An 18,126-nucleotide genomic window follows, 5' to 3' on the forward strand; every position below is an offset into this window, starting at 1 on the left:
CAGACAATCTACTGATCGCGCAATCCTCGTCGAACATCAACGCTTGATCGCTTCGATAGCTTTCAGGACTCGCTTTTCGGATATCGGTGTGGGTGTACCGAGGGACTGCGCAAACAGACTCACGCGCAGTTCTTCGATCATCCAGCTGATCGCGTCGACGTCCCTGGCCGTGCGTCGCTCTTCGGGAAGTGAACTCAACAACCGGTCGTACGCTGCGTACACCCGGTCGAGGACATCCATCGCCTGCTGATCTCGTTGTGCGCTTGCAGGCAGAGCTTCGAGACGGAATTTTGCTGCGGCAAGATACCGCGGCAAATCGCGTAGGCGCGCTGAGCCCAATTCGGCGACGAAACCCGGAAAAAGCAGTGAGGTCAACTGCTCTCGGACGTCGTCGGCTGCCTCCCCGCGTGAGCGTTCGAGGACGACGCTCAGTTGGTGGGCGTGTTCGAGGATCGGAACAATCATGCGCAGGATCGCGGAAACGCGCCCGGCCAGTTCGGAGCGTGCGATCTTCACCAGGGCGTCGAAGGCCTCAGGCGTGCGCACCGGTCCACCGTGGGCCGCAATCACTTCGTTGGCAGCTGCCACTCGGCAATCCTCGACGAGGGCCTCCAAGCCGCCGTCCGGATTCTGGCCGAGCGCCAGACGCTGCGCGTTCGACAAGCCGGCGGTCACTGCCTTGAGTTGGGTGGGAACGGCCGCCAGGAGAAGCGCCCGAGTGCCTTCCCGCATCGCCTGCGCCTGCGCAGCCGGTGTACTCAGGACACGAACGGCAACTCCGCCGTTTTCCGGCACCAGTGCCGGGTATCCGGTTACCTGCTGCCCGCCGATGGAGCGAGTGATGGTCGGTTCCAACGCGCCGAGTGTCTCGGATGTCCAGACGGTTGCCGCTGCCCGTTCGGTACCGGTTGCCGCCTTGGCTACTTCTTTCTGCACGCGCGGGGCGAGCGCGCGTCGCAGCTGCGCCAGATCCTTACCCTTCGCGAGAACCTTGCCCGATTCGTCCTCGACGACAAACGTCATCCGAAGATGGTCGGGCAGCGCGGCGGGATCAAAGTCCTTGGCGTCGATCTGGATCCCGCCCAAGTGCGAGAGTTCACGGGCCATTGCGGTCATCAACGGCTCGGATCGAGGTTTGACTGCTGCCAACGCTGCGGCGGCGTAGTCGGGTGCCGGCACGACAGCGCGTCGAATGTTCTTGGGCAACGTCTTGATCAGAGCGGTAACCAGGTCGACGCGCATACCCGGGACCAACCAGTCGAAGCCGACCGGCTGAAGTTGCGCGAGCAGGCCGACCGGGATGTGCGCGCTGACGCCGTCGTCATCCTTTCCGGGTTCGAATTGGTAAGTGAGCGGAAACTGCATGTCGCCCTGGCGCCACGCGTCCGGGTACTCGCCACCGAGGACTGCAGCGGCGTCGGAGTTGACCACGGTTTCCGGCGTGAACGTCAGCAGACTCGGATTCTTGCGCCGCTCAGTCTTCCACCACTGGTCGAAATGCTTGGCGGACACGGCTTCCTGGCCGATACGTTCGTCGTAGAACTCGTAGAGAGTCTCGTCGTCTACGAGGATGTCGCGTCGGCGCGCGCGGTTCTCGAGTTCCTCGACGTTGTCGAGCAGTGCGCGGTTCTCGTGGAAGAACTTGTGGTTCGTCTGCCATTCCCCCTGCACCAGCGCATGGCGGATGAAGAGATCGCGGGAGGCCTCGGGATCGATTCGCGAGTACGTCACTGCGCGGCCGGTCACGAGGGGAACTCCGTAGAGAGTGACCCGCTCGTATGCCATCGCCGAGCCTCGCTTGGAGGACCAGTGCGGTTCGGAATAGGTCCGTTTCACCAGGTGCGGGGCGAGCTTTTCGGCCCACTCGGGTTCGATACGCGCGGACATGCGCGCCCACAGCCTCGACGTTTCCACGAGTTCGGCGGCCATGACCCAGCGTGGTGGCTTCTTGAACAGTCCCGATCCGGGGAAGATCGCGAAGTGGCTGCCCCTGGCGCCGAGGTAGTCCCGCTTCTCGCCCTCGCGTAGCCCGATATGCGAGAGCAATCCGGCGAGGAGCGACTGATGGATCGCGTTCTCGCTTGCCGGTGTCTCTCCTACTGTCCAGCCGAGACCGCGGGTGATCTGCCGGAGTTGCCCGTGCAGATCCTGCCATTCGCGGATCCGGAGCCAGTGCAGGAACTCGTTCCGGCACATCTTGCGGAACTGGTTGGAGGACAGATCGTTACGTTGTTCGCGTAAGTAGTCCCACAGCTTCAGGTAGGCCAGGAAGTCGGAGTTCTCGACATTGAACCTGGCATGCTTTTCGTCGGCTGCCTGCTGGAACTCGGCGGGCCGTTCGCGAACGTCCTGAATGGACAGTGCCGCGACGATGACAAGGGTTTCGTGAAGGCAATCGTTGTTCTTGGCTTCCACCAGCATTCGTGCCATCCGCGGATCCACCGGAATCTGGGCCAACTCGCGGCCGACGGGCGTCAGTTCGGGGTGGCTGGCCTCGGAACCTCGCGCGATGGCGCCGAGTTCTTCGAGGAGTCCGATTCCGTCCTTCACTGCGCGCTGGTCCGGCGGTTCGACGAAGGGGAAGGCCGCGATGTCGCCCAGGCCGAGAGCCGTCATCTGCAAGATCACGGATGCGAGGTTGGTTCGCAGGATCTCCGGTTCGGTGAATGCCGGCCGTGACTCGAAGTCCTCCTCGGAGTACAGGCGGATGCAGATTCCTTCGGCGACGCGGCCGCAACGCCCGGAACGCTGACGCGCCGACGCTTGGGAAATCGGTTCGATCGGCAACCGCTGCACTTTGGTGCGTACCGAGTATCGCGAAATGCGCGCCGTTCCTGGATCGACGACGTACCGAATGCCGGGAACGGTCAGCGAGGTCTCCGCCACGTTGGTTGCGAGGACGACGCGTCGGCCGGTGTGCGGCGAGAACACCTTGTGTTGTTCGGCGGCCGACAGCCGCGCGTACAGCGGGACGATTTCGGTGTTGCGAAGACGCCGATCGCGTAAAGCGTCTGCGGTGTCGCGAATTTCGCGTTCGCCGGAGAGGAAGACCAGGATGTCGCCTTCGCCCTCCGCGCTCAGCTCGTCGACAGCCTCGCAGACCGCGTCGACGGGATCACGGTCGAAGGTGATGTCGCCGGATTCGACGGTCAGTGGGCGGTAACGCATTTCGACGGGGAACGTTCGCCCGGATACCTCGACGATCGGCGCGGGCTTACCGTCGACAGCGAAGTGCTCGGCGAAGCGTTCGGGATCGATGGTCGCCGACGTAATGATGACTTTGAGATCGGGTCGGCGGGGGAGCAGCTGAGCCAGGTAACCGAGGATGAAGTCGATGTTGAGGCTGCGTTCGTGCGCTTCGTCGATGATCAGCGTGTCGTAGCGTCGGAGCATACGGTCGCGCTGAATTTCGGCGAGGAGAATGCCGTCGGTCATGAGCTTGACGTAGGTGCGATCCGAGACCTGGTCGGTGAACCGCACGGTGTATCCGACAGCGTCGCCGAGTTCGGTGTCGAGTTCTTCGGCGATACGTTCGGCAACGGTGCGTGCTGCCAGTCGGCGAGGCTGTGTATGTCCGATCAGGCCGCGGACGCCACGTCCGAGTTCGAGACAGATCTTCGGGATCTGAGTTGTCTTACCCGAGCCGGTCTCGCCGGCGACGATGACAACCTGATTCTCCGAGATCGCGGTCGCGATGTCGTCCTTGCGCTGACTGACGGGCAGGGCTTCGGGGTACGAGACCGCAGGAACACTGACTGCGCGGGCAGCCAAGCGAGTGCGTGCCTTCTCGATTTCTTCGGCCAGCGCCACCAGAGCGTCTGGTGTGCGGGCGCGGTCGAGTTTGCGACGGAGTCGACTCTCGTCGCGGAGTGAGACCTGTGCCAGCGCGCTCTTCAGGTCACTCCGCTTGGGGGAGAGCGGGGCCGGTGGTGTTGTAGACATGCTGATGACAGCCTATCGAACGCATTCACAACTACCGCTCGCAGATCGTAGTGATGTGCAAATATCGTCGAGTGACGACAAATACCGCAAATGAGTCATCGGTGCCTGTCGCGTCGACACCTGTTGCCGTGCGAGTACTTCGATTGTTGTTCGCGCTCTACGGACTCACTGCGTTGTTGTGGATCCCGATTCGCAACGCCGACGGATTCTCGTTGTCGAACTATCTGAGCTACTTCACCATCGAGAGCAATATCCTCGCGGTGTTCGTGTTGCTGGTGGGCGCATTTCGTGATCCGCAATCGCGGACATGGCAGTCGATTCGTGGCGCGGTGACTCTGTACATGGTCATCACCGGAATCATCTACGCCGTCCTACTCGCGAACATCGACGTCAATTTGAACGACGCGTGGATCAACTCGGCGCTGCACCGCATTCTTCCGCTGGTGATGCTCCTCGACTGGGTGTTCTTCGCTTCGCGGCACAGGATCTCCGAAATTCGCTCGCTGCAGTGGCTGCTGTTTCCGGTGATCTACGCGGTGTACACGTTGATTCGAGGTCCGATCGTCGACTGGTATCCGTACCCGTTCATGGATCCGCGCCATCAGGGCTACCTGGCTCTGTTCATTGGATTTGTCGTGCTGGGCATCGCGATGGCCCTGATGGCGTTGGCGGTCAATGCCGTCGGACGGTTGGGCGCCGGGCTACGCGGCCGGAACGCCCCGCAGTCCTAGCCCGCTTCCGGTGGCGATCACCTGATCGAGTCGGTCGATGTTCGGGTGCTTGCCGCGGTTCGCTCGCGCGTCCTCGGTGTGCTCGGCGAAGATCGTCAGTCCTGCTGTCGCGGCTTCGGGTGTCAGGGCGCCGTAGACCTCGGCAAGATGGTTGTACACCTTGACCGAGCCAGACTTTCCGGGCTTGTTCTCGACGGTGTCGATGACGTTTCCGTCGGCGTCGAGTACTTCGATGGCGGCCAGATGGTCGACGGTGGGCAGTGCGGCGAGATTGTCGGCAAAAGTCATGGTCGACAGATTACGTGTGCGCCGGGATACCGGTGCCGGGCGAGCGCCGTCGTGCGCCGATTCCCGATGTCGATATAGTCGCAGCACATCGTTTGCACACCAGCATCGTTTGTATTCGAAGGGGACAATGATGGCTTCGGCATTGTGGCACGGGTTCGCGGACATGGGCGCTGTGGAGAAGAACGGCGCGTTTGTCGTCTCTCGCGGTGAGGGGGCGTACATCTGGGACCGCGAGGGCACTCGGTATCTGGATGCGACGGCGGGCCTGTGGTTCACCAATGTCGGGCACGGGCGCGCCGAGATCGCGGACGCGGTGGCGGCTCAGTTGTCGAAGATCGCTCATTTCTCCAACTTCGGTGATTTTGTTCCCGAGACGACGCAGGTGTTGGCGGAGCGGTTGGCGACGATTGCGCCGGTTGCCGGGAGCAAGATCTTTTTCACTTCGGGTGGTTCGGATTCGGTGGACACTGCGGCGAAGCTCGCTCGTCGGTACTGGCACGAGGTTGGGCAGCCGGAGAAGGCGATCATCGTCGGTCGTCAGAAGGCGTATCACGGAATGCATGTTGCGGGAACGGCTCTGGCGGGTATTCCGGTGAACCGTGAGGGTTACGGCGAGCTGATGGCGGATGCGGCGACGGTCGGCTGGGATGATGCGAAGAGTCTGCTCGAGTTGATCGAGCGGGTCGGTGCGAACAAGATCGCGGCGTTTTTCGCGGAGCCGATCATCGGTGCGGGTGGGGTGTATCTTCCGCCGGAGGGGTACCTGGCGGAGGTGCGTGACATCTGCCGTGAGCACGACATTCTGTTTGTCGTCGACGAGGTGGTGACCGGTTTCGGTCGTATCGGTGGTGAGTGGTTCGCGTCCACTCGTTTCGATTTGCAGCCTGACATGATGACCACGGCGAAGGGTTTGACGTCGGGTTATGTTCCGATGGGTGCGGTGTTCATCGCGCCGCGGGTGGCGGAGCCGTTCTATGCGGGTTCGTGGTGGCGTCATGGTTACACGTACGGCGGGCATGCCGGTGCTGCTGCGGCGGCGATGGCGAACCTCGACATTGTCGAGCGTGAGAATTTGCTCGCGGAGTCGAAGCGTCTGGAGGCGTCGTTGCATACGCATCTGCAGCCGTTGGCGGAGCATCCGCGGGTGGCGGAGGTTCGTAGTGGGCTCGGTGCGGTTGCTGCGGTGCAGTTGGTTGATCCGGCTGAGGCGTTGCCGTTTGTGAAGACGTTGCGTGAGCACGGTATTTCGGGTCGTGCTGCGGGTCAGGGTGCGATGCAGATTTCGCCGACGTTCGTGATGACCGATGATCAGGTCGCGGAGATGGCAGCAGGGATCCTCGCAGCCCTCGGATGAGTTCAGTTGCGGCGCCGGAAGAGCTTCTCGATACGGCGCCGCACTGCGTTGGGTGCAGGTTCGAGTTCCAGAACTTCTTGCTCCGACTGCTTGGCGTAGGCCTGGGTGTACCGCTCGTGCAATACCGAGCGAATCTCGTCCGGAGAGTAGGCCCGACGCTGGCGTTCGCCGCGCGCAACGAGGACCCCGGTGGCGGCAATGCCCATGGCACCAGCGAGGCCGACCAGTTTCCAAACGTGCGAGGCGCGCAGAGGAGTAGGGAGTTTCATCCCTCTACGCTAGAGGCATGGACCGACGATTGCTTTCGCAGGTGAGTCTCGACGAGGCCGCCGCGGCGACCCGCACGGGCGACATCTGGATCTTCCGCGGAGAGTCGACGGCCGACCGGGCCATCCAGACGCTGACCAACAGTCCGGTCAATCACGTGGGAATGTCGGTGGTGATCGACGACCTTCCGCCGCTGATGTGGCATGCGGAACTCGGTCACTCGCTGCAGGACATGTGGACCGGACGCTTTCAGCGTGGTGTCCAACTGCACGATCTGAGGTCGGCGGTTCAGGTGTGGGGCGCCAAGTATGGGCAGCGCGGATGGTTGCGCCAGCTCGACCACGAGATCACCCGTGAGCAGGAAGACGCTCTGCTCAAGACGATCGCGCGACTGGACGGCACGCCGTTCCCGTCGACGGCCAAGCTCGCCTCACGCTGGTTCGGGGGCCGAATCCCGAAGCTGCGCAAGAAGTCCGACGTATCGGCAGTAGCCGCCGAGAGCGCCTACTGCGCCGAAGTGGTTGCCAAGACCTATGAAGCGATGGGTCTGCTTGTCGGTAATCGTCGGATCAACTGGTTCGACCCGGGCAAATTCTGGAGTGGAGATCAGTTGCCCCTCGCACCGGGAGTTGCGCTCGGTGACGAGATCTCGGTGACTCTCAGCCCAAGTGACCTCGAGGCCGGACGCAATCCCGCCGGGTACTCACAAGGTTCGTGACGGCTCGGCGACGACGCGGCCGCCGACTTCGAGCCACCCTTCGGGGGAGAAGGTGGTGTGAAGCACCGATCCGCGTCCCTGGGTGATGAGCAATGATTTCCTCAACCGGTCCGTGATGCGTAGCGCTGCCGATCCGGTGGCCTCGTCCTCGGCGATTCCCATCACCGGTGCGAACATGCGTACGCGGATGGCAGCTTCGAGCTTGTCCTGCCATGCCCACAGATACGAATGATCCGCCTCGTAGTCGGACGGATCGGCGTCGATGACGTCGTCGACCGTGTCCATCGGATAGATCGCGAATTCCGGTGCCCACTCGGCACGCGCGCGTACCCATGTGAGAGCGCCGGATTGGCGGACGTCGACACTGCCGGCGGGAACGTCGAGGGCGGTCACGCGGCGGCCCTGCTCGCCCAGCCACCACGTGGCACCGACGGTCGGGTGCCCGGCGAAGGGGAGTTCTGCTGCCGGAGTGAAGATCTGGACCCGGGCACGCGAGGCGCCGTCATCCGGAACGTCGATGAAGATGGTCTCGCTGTAGTCGAGTTCCTTCGCGACGGCTTGTCGATCCGATTCTGCAACCGTGGATGCGTCGACGATTCCCAGCGGATTGCCGTGCTTGCCGTTCTCGTCCGTGAAGACCCGGACCACACTCACCTCGATACCCATCGGTCCACCCTAGCGCGCGAAAAGCCCTCCCCACCTTCACGGTGGGGAGGGCTCGTCGAACTGCAGTCGGGTCCGAGTGATCAGACCTGTGCGGCAGAGAGGATCTCGTTGGCTTCGACAGCCTGTGCGACGCCCGCGACGATGGAACCGGCGCGGATCGCTTCGAAGATGACCTCGCGGTCGACACCTTCCTGGCGGAGGGTGTTCTCGTGAGCTTCGAGGCAGTGGTTGCAGCCGTTGATCGCGGACACTGCAAGCGACCACAATTCGAAGTCGGCCTTGTCGACGCCCGGGTTGCCGATGATGTTCATCCGCAGGCCGGCACGAAGGTCGTCGTACTTACCGTCGAGGTAGCCCTTGGTGCGGTAGAAGACGTTGTTCATGCCCATGATCGACGCTGCGCCGAGAGCGGCGTTGTACGCCTCTGCCGACAGGTTGTCGGCAGCCTCGGATGCAATCTCCTTGAGCGTGGACGCAGACTTGGTGGCTGCGGCCGTTGCGAGGAGCGTTCCCCACAACTGCTGCTCATTCAGGACCGTCGTGCGCGCAATGGAACTCAGGTTGAGCTTGAGGTCCTTCGCGTACTCGGGAAGCGAGTTCTTGAGGTTCTCGACGCTCATACTCAGACGCTCGCAGTCAGGAGCTCGCCGGCGTTGATGGTCGGGTCGCCCTTCTTCCAGTTGCATGCGCACAGCTCGTCGCTCTGGAGAGCGTCGAGGACGCGGAGAACCTCGTCGACGTTACGGCCGACGGAACCGGCTGTGACGGAGACGAACTGGATCTCGTTGTTGGGGTCGACGATGAACGTCGCGCGGTCTGCAACGCCGTCGGCGTTGAGGACGCCGGTGGCCTCGGCAAGCTCGCGCTTGAGGTCCGAGAGCATCGGGAAGGGGAGGGTCTTGAGCTCTTCGTGCTGTGCACGCCACTGGAAGTGCACGAACTCGTTGTCGACGGAAGCGCCGAGAACCTGAGCGTCACGGTCTGCGAACTCGTCGTTGAGCTTGCCGAATGCAGCAATCTCGGTGGGGCACACGAAGGTGAAGTCCTTGGGCCAGAAGAAGACGATGCGCCACTTGCCTGCGTAGTCGTCGCTGGTGACGGTGGTGAAGTAGTCATCGGGCTGCTGGGCATCGACCTTGGACAGGTCGCCGCCGATGACAGCCGTGAGGTTGTAAGCGGGGAACTGGTCGCCGATTGTGAGCAGAGCCATGTGTCTCATTCTCCTACGTGTCTCGTGAACAGGAATTTCTTGCGCACACGATCCGGCTGTTCGGATTGTGACGGCCGAACGTGCTGGATCGAGAGGGTTTGTCACCGTCAGCGGGTCGGACGGTTTCGACTGGAGTGTCGACGTTGTGACCGGCGCTTTTTGGTATGAGTCCATTCTGCATCAAACCGTTCAAAAGGTAAAGGTGATGGGTGGCACTACACTGATAGGCATGTCTGATCAGACTTATCAACCTTCCTTGTCACAGCTGCGTGCCTTCGTGTCGGTGGCCGAGTATCGGCACTTCGGTACTGCCGCAGCACGTTCCGGTGTGAGCCAACCCACACTGTCCCAGGCGCTGGCGGCGCTCGAGGCGGGCCTGGGGGTCAAGCTGATCGAACGGAGTACGCGGCGCGTGCTCGTGACTGCGGACGGGCAGCGCTTGCTCGGTCAGGCCAAGCAGATTCTCGAGGCTGCCGACGGTTTCGTCGCGAGTGCCGCCGGCTCCGGCGACTCTCTGACCGGACCGCTCCGCATCGGGTTGATCCCGACCGTTGCGCCCTACATTCTTCCGGGGTTGTTGCCGGAGCTGCGCGACAAGCTGCCGTCGTTGGCGCCGCAGATCGTCGAGGATCAGACGGCGCGCCTACTCGATGCACTGCGATCGGGAGCGCTCGACGTAGCTGTGCTGGCGCTTCCTGCCGGAACGCCCGGCCTGGTGGAAGTTCCTGTGTACGAAGAGGATTTTGTGATGGTCGTGCCGGACGATCACTCCTTGGCCGGCCGTGTCGATCTCACGGTGGACGTGCTCGACGCGCTGCCGTTGCTCTTGCTCGACGACGGCCACTGCCTGCGCGACCAGACGTTGGATCTGTGTCGTTCCGTTGACGCTCATCCGCTTGCCGGCGACACGCGGGCGACGTCGCTCGCGACGGTCGTGCAGTGTGTGGCCGGGGGACTCGGGGTGACTTTGGTCCCGGAATCTGCTGTTGCAGTGGAGGTTCGACGCGGAGATTTGTCGACGGCGCGCTTCGCATCGCCGGCTCCAGGTCGTACGATCGGCGTCGTGTTCCGCTCTTCGAGTGGCCGAGCAGAAGGATTCCGTCAGCTGGCCGAGTTGGTCCGTTCGGTCAGCCCGACAGTTCCTCGATGACGTAACTCGTTCGACGTCGACGTGAAAGCTAGTCGAGAGAGCCTTCTTTCGCGGCAATGACGGCTCCGGGATTGAGAATTCCCAGAGGGTCGAGCGCATCCTTGACCTTGCGATTGAGGGCCATGACGTCTTCACCCAACTGTGACGGCAGCCAGTCGCGCTTGAGTCGACCGACCCCGTGTTCGCCGGTGATCGTGCCACCGAGCGCGATGGCGAGATCCATCACCCGTCCGAATGCGATCTGTGCGCGTTCGGTCATGTCCGGGTCGGCGGGGTCGAAGACGATGAGCGGGTGTGTATTTCCGTCTCCGGCATGCGCCACCGTGCAGATCAGGACATCGAGGTCGTCCGCGATGGCTTCGACCCCGGTCACGAGCTGGGGGAGTGCGCGCATGGGAACGCCCACGTCTTCGAGAAGCAGACTTCCCATCGCGAGCACTGCCGGGAACACTGCCCGCCGTGCCGCCGCAAAAGCGTCACCTTCGGCCTGGTCGTCGGTGGCGAATACCTCGGTGGCTCCGTTGTTTTCGCACGCCTGAACAATCGTCTCGATTTCCAGCACGCCTGCCGCGCCGGCTGCGTCGGACTGCGCGAGCAGCAGTGCGTGAGCCTTGCGGTTCAGACCCATGCGTACCGAATCCTCGACGGCATTGATGCTGGCATGGTCCATGAACTCGAGCATCGCCGGACGCATGTTGCCGGTGATCGCCAAGACCGCGTCGGCAGCCTCTTGTACCGAGTCGAACGACGCGACGACGGTTGATGCGGGCGGCTGCGCGGGAATCAAACGCAGGGTGATTTCCGTGATGATGCCGAGAGTTCCCTCACTACCCACGAACAGTTTCGTGAGTGAGAGTCCGGCGACGTCCTTGAGAAGGGGGCCACCGAGGCTGACCGCTGTCCCGTCTGCCAGCACGACCCGAAGTCCGAGAACGTAGTCGGTGGTGACCCCGTACTTGACGCAGCAGAGTCCGCCGGCGTTGGTGGCTGCATTGCCGCCGATGGAACAGATCTCGAAGGACGAGGGATCCGGCGGGTACCAGAGTCCGTGCTCTGCGGCTGCTTTCTTGACCTCCGCATTCATCAAGCCGGGCTGAGTAACCGCCACACGGGCAACCGGGTCGATCGTGATCTGTCGCATTCGCTCGGTGCTGACCACGATGCAACCGTCGACGGCGCTGGATCCACCGGAAAGGCCCGAGCCGGCACCTCTGGGAACCACCGGTACGCGGTTGGCGGTTGCCCATCGCATGACTGCTTGGATGTCTTCCGTGGACGTTGCGCGAACCACGGCAGCGGGGTGGCCGGCGGTCGGATCGGCAGCCCAGTCCTGGCGGTAGCCCGCGGTCAGGTCAGGATCCAGCAGGACGGCTCCCTCGGGGAGTGCCGCTACCAATTCGTCGAGGGCTGAAGAACTCGCGGGAGTCATACTCTCATCATGCTCGACGGAGTTCGACGATGCGCCGTTTCGCGGCCCGCAGCGCGGTTCACTCGCGGCTGAACAGTTCAGCGATGTCAGGCAACGATCTTCCGAGTTGCCGGCTGAATCCCTAGCGGCCCTTCTGCTTTCCGGAGAACCGGCCACCCGAACTCTTGGTCCCACCGGACTTCCCGCTACCCGATTTGCCGCCCGCCTTGGCCTTACCGGAACCTGCGTTGCGTCCGGAAATGTTCTTTGCGGTGCCGGCGCCCTTCGCTTTCTGCCCGTTCTTGGCAGCTTCTGCGCGACGCTCGCGGGCCGCGATCTTGGCCTTGACGGAGCCCTTGATCTTCTCCGCTGGCTCACCGTTTCGGCCGCGGGAACTTTGTGCCGTGCGGCCCCGCACGATGCCGATCAGTTCCTCGACCAGATCTGTGGTCTTGGACTCCATCCATGCCAAAGCCACGGGAGCCTCGGGCGCACCGTCCACCGGACGGAAGGTCAGGTCCTTGCGATGGTGGAACCGCGCCAGCGAATGAGGCACGACGACAACGCCGACGCCGGCGGCAACCAATTCGATCGCGTCAGCGATGCTCGCGGGTCTGTCGGCGGCAGCTTTTCCAGGACGTGTCGGCCAGTCGAGTCTGTCGTCGAGTGGATCGAGCACTATCTCGTCCGCCAAATCGTCGACGGAGATCTGATCAACCGCGGTGAACACGTGATCTTTCGGTATCACCACGACCGGGGTTTCCGCATACAGCGAGATGGCGCTGATGCCGGTCCGGTCGATCGGCAGGCGAACCAAACCCGCATCTGCTTCACCTGCGCGAAGTGCAGCTTCGAGTTCGAGAACCGGGAACTGAACCAGTTCCAGACGCACCTCGGGAAGCCGCTCGTGCCACACCCGGACCCACTTGGTGGGCGTCACCCCCGGGGCGTACGCGAGTCGAAAAATTGCCTGACTATCCGCGTCTGTCACCAGGCAAGGCTACCGCCTTGGTAAAAGCACCCGTATCGGCTGGTTACTCTTGTTGCATGACGTCGAACAAAACTCCCCAGACGATGAAGCCGACGACGGCTGCCAAGAAGCTGGGTGTGTACCTGGAAGCAACACCTGCGCAGTTCCAGGAAGGCGACGTGACTCGTGACGAACTGACCGCGCTGCAGACCGATCCGCCGGAGTGGCTGCTGGAGCTGCGACGCACCGGACCGCACCCTCGCCCGGTCATCGCTGCCAAGTTGGGCATCTCGATCGCCGGTCTCGCTCGCGGCGGCGTCGAAGAGGCGCTCACCACGGATCAGATCGCCGCACTCCTCGAAGAGAAGCCCGACTGGCTCGAGAAGGAACGCGCTGTTCAGGCCGACGTGCGGGCCGAGAACGTTCGCATCAAGGAAAAGCGCGCTGCTCGTCGTAATCAGCCGCGGAAGGCTCGAAGGGGCTGAAAGCCCCCTGTGCGCCTCACTGGTAGCGACCACTATCAGAAAGGCGCACAGGCGCTAGCCTTCTACGACGCTCAGCTCGTCGAATACGATTTCACCCGCGGCATCCGATTCCGGGATGTCGACGACGGCAAGCAGTGCCCATCCGTGATCGCCCTCCGGGTCCTCGAGCACCTGCCGCACCCGCCAGAACTCACCCTCTTCGGTGACTTGGAAGAGCGCCGGCCCGCGCGCCGACGGTCCGGTTCCGATGGTTGCGTACTCCTCGAAGTACGGGAGTAGTTGCTCTTCCCACTCAGCGGCGTCGATACCGTCCTCGAGGTTTTCCAGCTCGTTCCACTGCCGACGCGATGCGAGATCGATGCGTCGGAACATCGCATTGCGCACCATGACGCGGAATGCGCGCGGGTTCGCCGAGATGGGCCGGGGAATGTCGGCGCCGAACGCCACCTCTTCGGTGTCTGCTTCGGCTCCGGGATCGGTAAGTGACTCCCACTCGTCGAGAAGGCTCGAGTCGACCTGACGGATCAGCTCGCCCAACCACTCGATGATGTCTTCGAGTTCCTCGGTGCGTGCCTCCGTCGGGACGGTTTGCCGCAGGGCGCGGTACGCGTCGGCGAGGTAGCGCAGGACGAGGCCCTCGGATCGGGTGAGTCCGTAGTGGCTGATCAATTCGGCAAACGTCATGGCGCGTTCGATCATGTCGCGCACCACGGACTTGGGGGAGAGGGCGAACTCCGTGATCCACGGGTGGCCGCCGCGATACATTTCGAAAGCCGGGAACAGCAAGTCCGACAACGGTTTCGGCCAGGTGACCTCTTCGAGAAGCTCCATGCGCTCCTCGTACTCGATGCCGTCGGCCTTCATCTGTGCCACCGCTTCGCCGCGAGCGAAGTGCTGCTGCGCCATGAGCACCTGACGCGGATCGTCGAGCGTCGATTCGATGATCGAGACGACATCGAGTGCGTAACTGTCGGATTCGACGTCGAGGAGTTCGAATGCCGCCAAGGCGAACGGGGACAGCGGCTGGTTGAGCGCGAAGTCGCGCTGCAGGTCCATCGTCAACCGTGCCATACGGCCGTGCTCGTCAGGTTCGTCGAGGCGCTCCACGATGCCGGCGCTGAGCAATCCGCGATACAGCGAGATCGCTTTGAGGATGTGCTTGCGCTGCGCCGGCCGCGATTCGTGGTTGTCTTCCAACAGGTGCCGCATCGCGTCGAAGCAGTTGCCCGGTCGGGCAATGACATTGAGCAGCATCGAGTTGCTGACCGAGAATCGTGACACCAACGGTTCGGGTGATGCCGCGACCAAGCGGTCGAACGTCGCTTCGCTCCAGGACACAAACCCCTCGGGAGCCTTCTTGCGTTGAATCTTCTTGATCTTCTTCGGATCGTCGCCTGCCTTGGCGACGGCCCGCAGATTCTCCACCTCGTGTTCCGGTGCCTGGACGACAACGGTGCCCATCGTGTCGTAGCCCGCGCGACCCGCGCGGCCGGCGATCTGATGGAACTCGCGGGCTTTCAGATGCCGTGTGCGGACGCCGTCGTACTTGGCGAGACCGGTGAGCAGTACCGTGCGGATCGGGACGTTGATGCCGACGCCGAGGGTGTCGGTACCGCAGATGACCTTGAGAAGTCCGTCCTGCGCGAGAACTTCGATGAGCCGTCGGTACTTGGGCAGCATGCCAGCATGGTGAACGCCGATGCCGTGCCGGACCAGGCGAGAGAGTGTCTTTCCGAACCCGGTGGTGAAGCGGAAACCACCCAATGCCTCGGCGATCGCTTCCTTCTCTTCCTTGGAACAGAAGTTGACGCTCGTCAGTGCCTGGGCGCGTTCGAGAGCGGCGGCCTGCGTGAAATGCACGATGTAGACGGGGGACTGGTTGGTGGTCACCAGATCTTCGATGGTTTCACCGACCGGCGTGGTCGCGTACGAGAACATCAGTGGCACGGGGCGTTCCGTGCCGGAGACGACGGTGGTGGGCTTGCCGGTGCGACGCGTCAGATCTTCGGAGAAGAAATCGACCTCACCGAGGGTTGCCGACATCAAGAGGAACTGGGCGTGCGGCAACTCGATGAGTGGAACCTGCCATGCCCAACCTCGATCTGGTTCGGAGTAGAAGTGGAACTCGTCCATCACGACCTGGCCGATATCGGAGTTCGGGCCCTCTCGCAGTGCGAGATTCGCGACGATCTCCGCCGTCGCACAAATGATCGGCGCCGACGAGTTCACGGCGGCATCACCGGTCATCATGCCGACGTTCTCGGCACCGAAGACTTCACAGAGCGCAAAGAATTTCTCGCTCACCAACGCCTTGATCGGCGCGGTGTAATACGTACGCTTGCCGAGCGACATCGCATAGAAATGCGCGCCGATCGCCACCATCGATTTGCCGGACCCGGTCGGCGTCGCAAGGATCACGTTTGCACCCGAGACCAACTCCATGACGGCCTCTTCCTGGGCCGGATAGAGCGTCAACCCTCGTTCGAGGGTCCACGAGGAGAAGGCGTCGAAAACGGAATCAGGATCCGCGTTGTCGGGGAGAAGTTCCGTCAGCAGCACTCGTACAGGCTAGCCGCAACCGCGGATCAGGTTGCGCTTCGCTCGTCCGAGCCCATGGCGTCGAGCACCGCCATGCGGGTGGACGACGTTCCGGTGATGGTGTTCTCGCCGACCCCGGAGATCAGCATGTGACGCCAGCGGGCCTCGTCGAAGACGAGTGGTGCGGTGCTGGAAAGAAAATCTTCGACGATCTGCAGGAAACGCATCGGATCGTCGCGGAACGGGAAGTGGCCCGAGCCGCGGAAGACTTCGAGTCGGGAGTTGGGCATGGCCGCATGCGCGAGGTGCGCGTGGGAGACCGGAATGACGGAGTCGTCGTCGCCCCAGATCAGTTGAACGGGCAGATTCTCGGTCAGATAACAGCGGTCGAGCATCGTGACGACCTGTCCGCGCCAGTCCACCACCGCCCGCAGGGTACGAAGGTACGCCTCGTAGGCCGTGGGGTCGGGGAGATCGGCGAGCACACGAATCAGGTCGGGAGTGTCGTGCAGCATGGTGCCGGGACGCAGATTTGAACCGTGCACGACGCCGGCAAGGTTTCCGGCCATTCGGACGAGCGGCATCGCTCCAGGTATCCGGAGCAGTTTGACGACCTCGTTGACCACCGGAACGGACATGAGGCGCAGCAGTGGGTGGACGTCCTTGGTGACGCCACCGGCCGAGACCAGCACGAGGCGATCCACCATGTGTGGGAATTGGTAGGAGAACTGCATCGCGACGCCGCCACCGAGTGAATGCCCGATGACAGTGACGTGCTCGATGCCGAGCGTCGACAGGAGATCACGCATGCCGTTGGCGTACGCGGCTACCGAATAGTCGGCGCGCGGCTTGTCGGAGCGGCCGTGACCCAACAGGTCAGGTGCGATGACGGTGTACTTCTTGGCGAGGTGGGGAATGATCTCGGTCCACGTCGACGAGTTGTCGCCGATACCGTGCAGGAGCAGTACTGCCGGGCCCTCTCCGGCTATCCGAAATGCGCGTCGGTAGCCGTGAATGGTCCGGAACATCATCCGAGGTTCCTCGTCGGGGACCGGTCGGAGCTGACGGTTCCGTGGTCTGCTCATGTCGCCTCCTGGCTCAGCGTGAGACCACGTTGACTGTCTGCTCCAGTTGTTGAGCCGTCAACGAAAATCTCACAGAGTTCGAGGCTATCCGACGGATGTGTCCTGAACAACAGCCCAGGTAACGGAGGGGTTGCGGAATGCGCACAATGTCGAATTATGCGCCCCGCCCGTCACATTTTGGTCAGATGTCGCCTCGACCGGCGTCTCCAGCTGAGCCGAAGTCGTCGTTCCCAGCCTGTTCGGCCAGGAATTTTTCGAACTCCGCCCCGATCTCGTCGCCGCTGGGGAGGTCGGCTTCTCCAGCTAGAAGTGACGACTGCTGTTCCTGGGCGGCCACGAAAGTGTCGTATTGCCGCTCCAAAGCGTGGACTACAGTCTGAACTTCTTCGTTTCCGGCTATGTGCTCGTTAACCTGTTCTCGAACGCGTGCCGCGGCCTCACCCAGTGCCGCCAGCGGAAGTTCCAGTTCCGAAACCTCGGACACGTTTTCGAGCAAAGTCTCGGCGGCGCCGGGGTAATCGGTCTGCGCGAGGTAGTGGGGAACGTGAACAGAGAAGCCCATCGCCTCGTGCCCGTGTTGAGACATACGAAGCTCGAGCAATGACGATGCGCTGCCGGGAACCTGCAGTTCACCTGACCAGCGCTGATGGTCCTGGATCAGGTCCTTGTTGGTCGAATGTGCTGTCACGCCCAGCGGTCGGGTGTGCGGGATTGCCATCGGAATGGCGTTGAGCCCGATGGTTCGACGCACACCGAGCTGTTCGGACAACAGACGAACGGCTGTGGTGAACCGCTCCCACTTGAGGTCGGGTTCCATCCCGGCAAGCAGCAGGAAGGGCGTGCCGGCCGTATCGCGCAGCGCATACAGATTGAGCGCCGGAGCGTCGTAGTCGGAGAAATGATCGGCCTTGAACGTCATCGTCGGTCGGCGCGAGCGGTAGTCGATCAGCTCGTCGACAGCAAACGACGCGACAAGCTCGGTTTCCAGGCTTTCCCGCAGATGCGTCGTCGCCAATTTCACGGCGTGACCGGCGTCGGAGTAACCCTCGAGTCCGTGAATCAGGATCGGTCCCTGGCCGTCGGCAGCCGCCAATTGGGGCGCCGGAAATTCCAGCTCGTACATCCTCGACTGTTCGTCCATCGCAGTCCCCTTCGCTCTTCGGTCTTGATCTCAAGTGTCCACTATCGGCGCACGCTCGACAGCATCGGAGTCGGGTGCCCGACAGCACTGGATCAGACGTTCATCGGTAAGAACACCGAGTCGGTGACCGATCATTCCCGATCCGACGAGACGGGCGTTCGCCGAGAGCGAAG

At 62.7% G+C, this 18,126-nt stretch carries 16 protein-coding genes; 5 read left to right on the top strand and 11 right to left on the bottom strand.

The genetic code is table 11. The features are described 5' to 3' along the window. Window positions 1-36 precede the first annotated feature (36 nt). Window positions 37-3,942 carry an ATP-dependent RNA helicase HrpA gene (gene hrpA, locus V3587_RS07955; protein WP_283376334.1) on the bottom strand — a complete coding sequence of 1,302 codons (3,906 nt, stop codon included), beginning with the start codon at window positions 3,940-3,942 and terminating at the stop codon, window positions 37-39. 101 nt (window positions 3,943-4,043) lie between these two features. Here hrpA and V3587_RS07960 point away from each other — a divergent pair, with 101 nt between their 5' ends. Further along, window positions 4,044-4,673, top strand: a complete 630-nt coding sequence (locus tag V3587_RS07960) for a Pr6Pr family membrane protein (protein ID WP_124569744.1) — start codon at window positions 4,044-4,046, stop codon at window positions 4,671-4,673. On the opposite strand, the gene V3587_RS07965 is transcribed toward V3587_RS07960, so the two are convergent. Continuing rightward, window positions 4,644-4,961 (bottom strand): DUF2322 family protein, encoded by a 318-nt coding sequence (locus tag V3587_RS07965; RefSeq protein ID WP_166809551.1) that lies wholly within the window; start codon window positions 4,959-4,961, stop codon window positions 4,644-4,646. The genes V3587_RS07960 and V3587_RS07965 overlap by 30 nt on opposite strands. Before the next feature lie 130 nt (window positions 4,962-5,091). Here V3587_RS07965 and V3587_RS07970 point away from each other — a divergent pair, with 130 nt between their 5' ends. Continuing rightward, window positions 5,092-6,315, top strand: coding sequence for an aminotransferase family protein (locus V3587_RS07970; RefSeq protein ID WP_283376335.1), 1,224 nt, complete (start codon window positions 5,092-5,094; stop codon window positions 6,313-6,315). Between the two features lie 2 nt (window positions 6,316-6,317). On the opposite strand, the gene V3587_RS07975 is transcribed toward V3587_RS07970, so the two are convergent. Next, window positions 6,318-6,584, bottom strand: a complete 267-nt coding sequence (locus V3587_RS07975; protein WP_095970552.1) for a hypothetical protein — start codon at window positions 6,582-6,584, stop codon at window positions 6,318-6,320. Window positions 6,585-6,601: 17 nt separating this feature from the next. On the opposite strand from V3587_RS07975, the gene V3587_RS07980 reads away from it, so the two are divergent. Continuing rightward, window positions 6,602-7,300 carry a hypothetical protein gene (locus tag V3587_RS07980; protein WP_283376336.1) on the top strand — a complete coding sequence of 233 codons (699 nt, stop codon included), beginning with the start codon at window positions 6,602-6,604 and terminating at the stop codon, window positions 7,298-7,300. Here the strand turns inward: V3587_RS07980 and V3587_RS07985 are convergent. The 3 genes from V3587_RS07985 to V3587_RS07995 form a co-directional block, all read right to left on the bottom strand. Beyond that, the gene (locus V3587_RS07985; RefSeq protein WP_283376337.1) at window positions 7,286-7,966 is read right to left on the bottom strand and encodes a PhzF family phenazine biosynthesis protein; all 681 of its coding nucleotides are present in this window, start codon (window positions 7,964-7,966) and stop codon (window positions 7,286-7,288) included. The two genes, V3587_RS07980 and V3587_RS07985, sit on opposite strands and share 15 nt — an antisense overlap. 80 nt (window positions 7,967-8,046) lie before the next feature. Next, window positions 8,047-8,586 (bottom strand): carboxymuconolactone decarboxylase family protein, encoded by a 540-nt coding sequence (locus tag V3587_RS07990; RefSeq protein ID WP_003942122.1) that lies wholly within the window; start codon window positions 8,584-8,586, stop codon window positions 8,047-8,049. 2 nt (window positions 8,587-8,588) lie between these two features. Then, on the bottom strand, window positions 8,589-9,176 hold the full coding sequence (locus V3587_RS07995) for a peroxiredoxin (protein WP_095970549.1): 588 nt from the start codon (window positions 9,174-9,176) through the stop codon (window positions 8,589-8,591). A gap of 229 nt (window positions 9,177-9,405) precedes the next feature. Between V3587_RS07995 and V3587_RS08000 the strand changes: the two genes are divergently transcribed. After that, on the top strand, window positions 9,406-10,326 hold the full coding sequence (locus V3587_RS08000) for a hydrogen peroxide-inducible genes activator (RefSeq protein ID WP_095970736.1): 921 nt from the start codon (window positions 9,406-9,408) through the stop codon (window positions 10,324-10,326). A 28-nt stretch (window positions 10,327-10,354) separates the two neighbouring features. Here the strand turns inward: V3587_RS08000 and V3587_RS08005 are convergent, their stop codons facing one another. After that, entirely contained in the window at window positions 10,355-11,755 is a 1,401-nt protein-coding gene (locus V3587_RS08005) for an FAD-binding oxidoreductase (RefSeq protein WP_283376338.1), read from the bottom strand. A gap of 121 nt (window positions 11,756-11,876) precedes the next feature. Further along, window positions 11,877-12,725: a LysR substrate-binding domain-containing protein gene (locus tag V3587_RS08010; protein ID WP_214886441.1), complete on the bottom strand. Its 849-nt coding sequence runs from the start codon at window positions 12,723-12,725 to the stop codon at window positions 11,877-11,879. Between the two features lie 56 nt (window positions 12,726-12,781). On the opposite strand from V3587_RS08010, the gene V3587_RS08015 reads away from it, so the two are divergent. Next, window positions 12,782-13,189 carry a DUF5997 family protein gene (locus tag V3587_RS08015; protein WP_095970546.1) on the top strand — a complete coding sequence of 136 codons (408 nt, stop codon included), beginning with the start codon at window positions 12,782-12,784 and terminating at the stop codon, window positions 13,187-13,189. Between the two features lie 54 nt (window positions 13,190-13,243). Here the strand turns inward: V3587_RS08015 and V3587_RS08020 are convergent, their stop codons facing one another. From V3587_RS08020 to V3587_RS08030, 3 genes are all read right to left on the bottom strand, one after another. Continuing rightward, a complete protein-coding gene (locus V3587_RS08020) occupies window positions 13,244-15,748 on the bottom strand; it encodes a DEAD/DEAH box helicase (protein WP_095970545.1) in 2,505 nt (834 codons plus the stop codon). A 26-nt stretch (window positions 15,749-15,774) separates the two neighbouring features. Then, window positions 15,775-16,812, bottom strand: a complete 1,038-nt coding sequence (locus tag V3587_RS08025; protein ID WP_007732813.1) for an alpha/beta fold hydrolase — start codon at window positions 16,810-16,812, stop codon at window positions 15,775-15,777. Between the two features lie 181 nt (window positions 16,813-16,993). Further along, entirely contained in the window at window positions 16,994-17,953 is a 960-nt protein-coding gene (locus tag V3587_RS08030) for a proteasome assembly chaperone family protein (RefSeq protein ID WP_283376339.1), read from the bottom strand. Window positions 17,954-18,126 lie beyond the last annotated feature (173 nt).

This window comes from Rhodococcus sp. IEGM 1306 (assembly GCF_036541985.1).
Lineage (GTDB): Bacteria > Actinomycetota > Actinomycetes > Mycobacteriales > Mycobacteriaceae > Rhodococcus_F > Rhodococcus_F qingshengii.

Bases quoted from the DNA above. Each gene is read 5' to 3' on its own strand.
- hrpA (WP_283376334.1), bottom strand. From the start codon at position 3,942: ATGTCTACAACACCACCGGCCCCGCTCTCCCCCAAGCGGAGTGACCTG.
- V3587_RS07965 (WP_166809551.1), bottom strand. From the start codon at position 4,961: ATGACTTTTGCCGACAATCTCGCCGCACTGCCCACCGTCGACCATCTG.
- V3587_RS07970 (WP_283376335.1), top strand. From the start codon at position 5,092: ATGGCTTCGGCATTGTGGCACGGGTTCGCGGACATGGGCGCTGTGGAG.
- V3587_RS07975 (WP_095970552.1), bottom strand. From the start codon at position 6,584: ATGAAACTCCCTACTCCTCTGCGCGCCTCGCACGTTTGGAAACTGGTC.
- V3587_RS07980 (WP_283376336.1), top strand. From the start codon at position 6,602: ATGGACCGACGATTGCTTTCGCAGGTGAGTCTCGACGAGGCCGCCGCG.
- V3587_RS07985 (WP_283376337.1), bottom strand. From the start codon at position 7,966: ATGGGTATCGAGGTGAGTGTGGTCCGGGTCTTCACGGACGAGAACGGC.
- V3587_RS07990 (WP_003942122.1), bottom strand. From the start codon at position 8,586: ATGAGCGTCGAGAACCTCAAGAACTCGCTTCCCGAGTACGCGAAGGAC.
- V3587_RS07995 (WP_095970549.1), bottom strand. From the start codon at position 9,176: ATGGCTCTGCTCACAATCGGCGACCAGTTCCCCGCTTACAACCTCACG.
- V3587_RS08000 (WP_095970736.1), top strand. From the start codon at position 9,406: ATGTCTGATCAGACTTATCAACCTTCCTTGTCACAGCTGCGTGCCTTC.
- V3587_RS08005 (WP_283376338.1), bottom strand. From the start codon at position 11,755: ATGACTCCCGCGAGTTCTTCAGCCCTCGACGAATTGGTAGCGGCACTC.
- V3587_RS08015 (WP_095970546.1), top strand. From the start codon at position 12,782: ATGACGTCGAACAAAACTCCCCAGACGATGAAGCCGACGACGGCTGCC.
- V3587_RS08025 (WP_007732813.1), bottom strand. From the start codon at position 16,812: ATGAGCAGACCACGGAACCGTCAGCTCCGACCGGTCCCCGACGAGGAA.
- V3587_RS08030 (WP_283376339.1), bottom strand. From the start codon at position 17,953: ATGGACGAACAGTCGAGGATGTACGAGCTGGAATTTCCGGCGCCCCAA.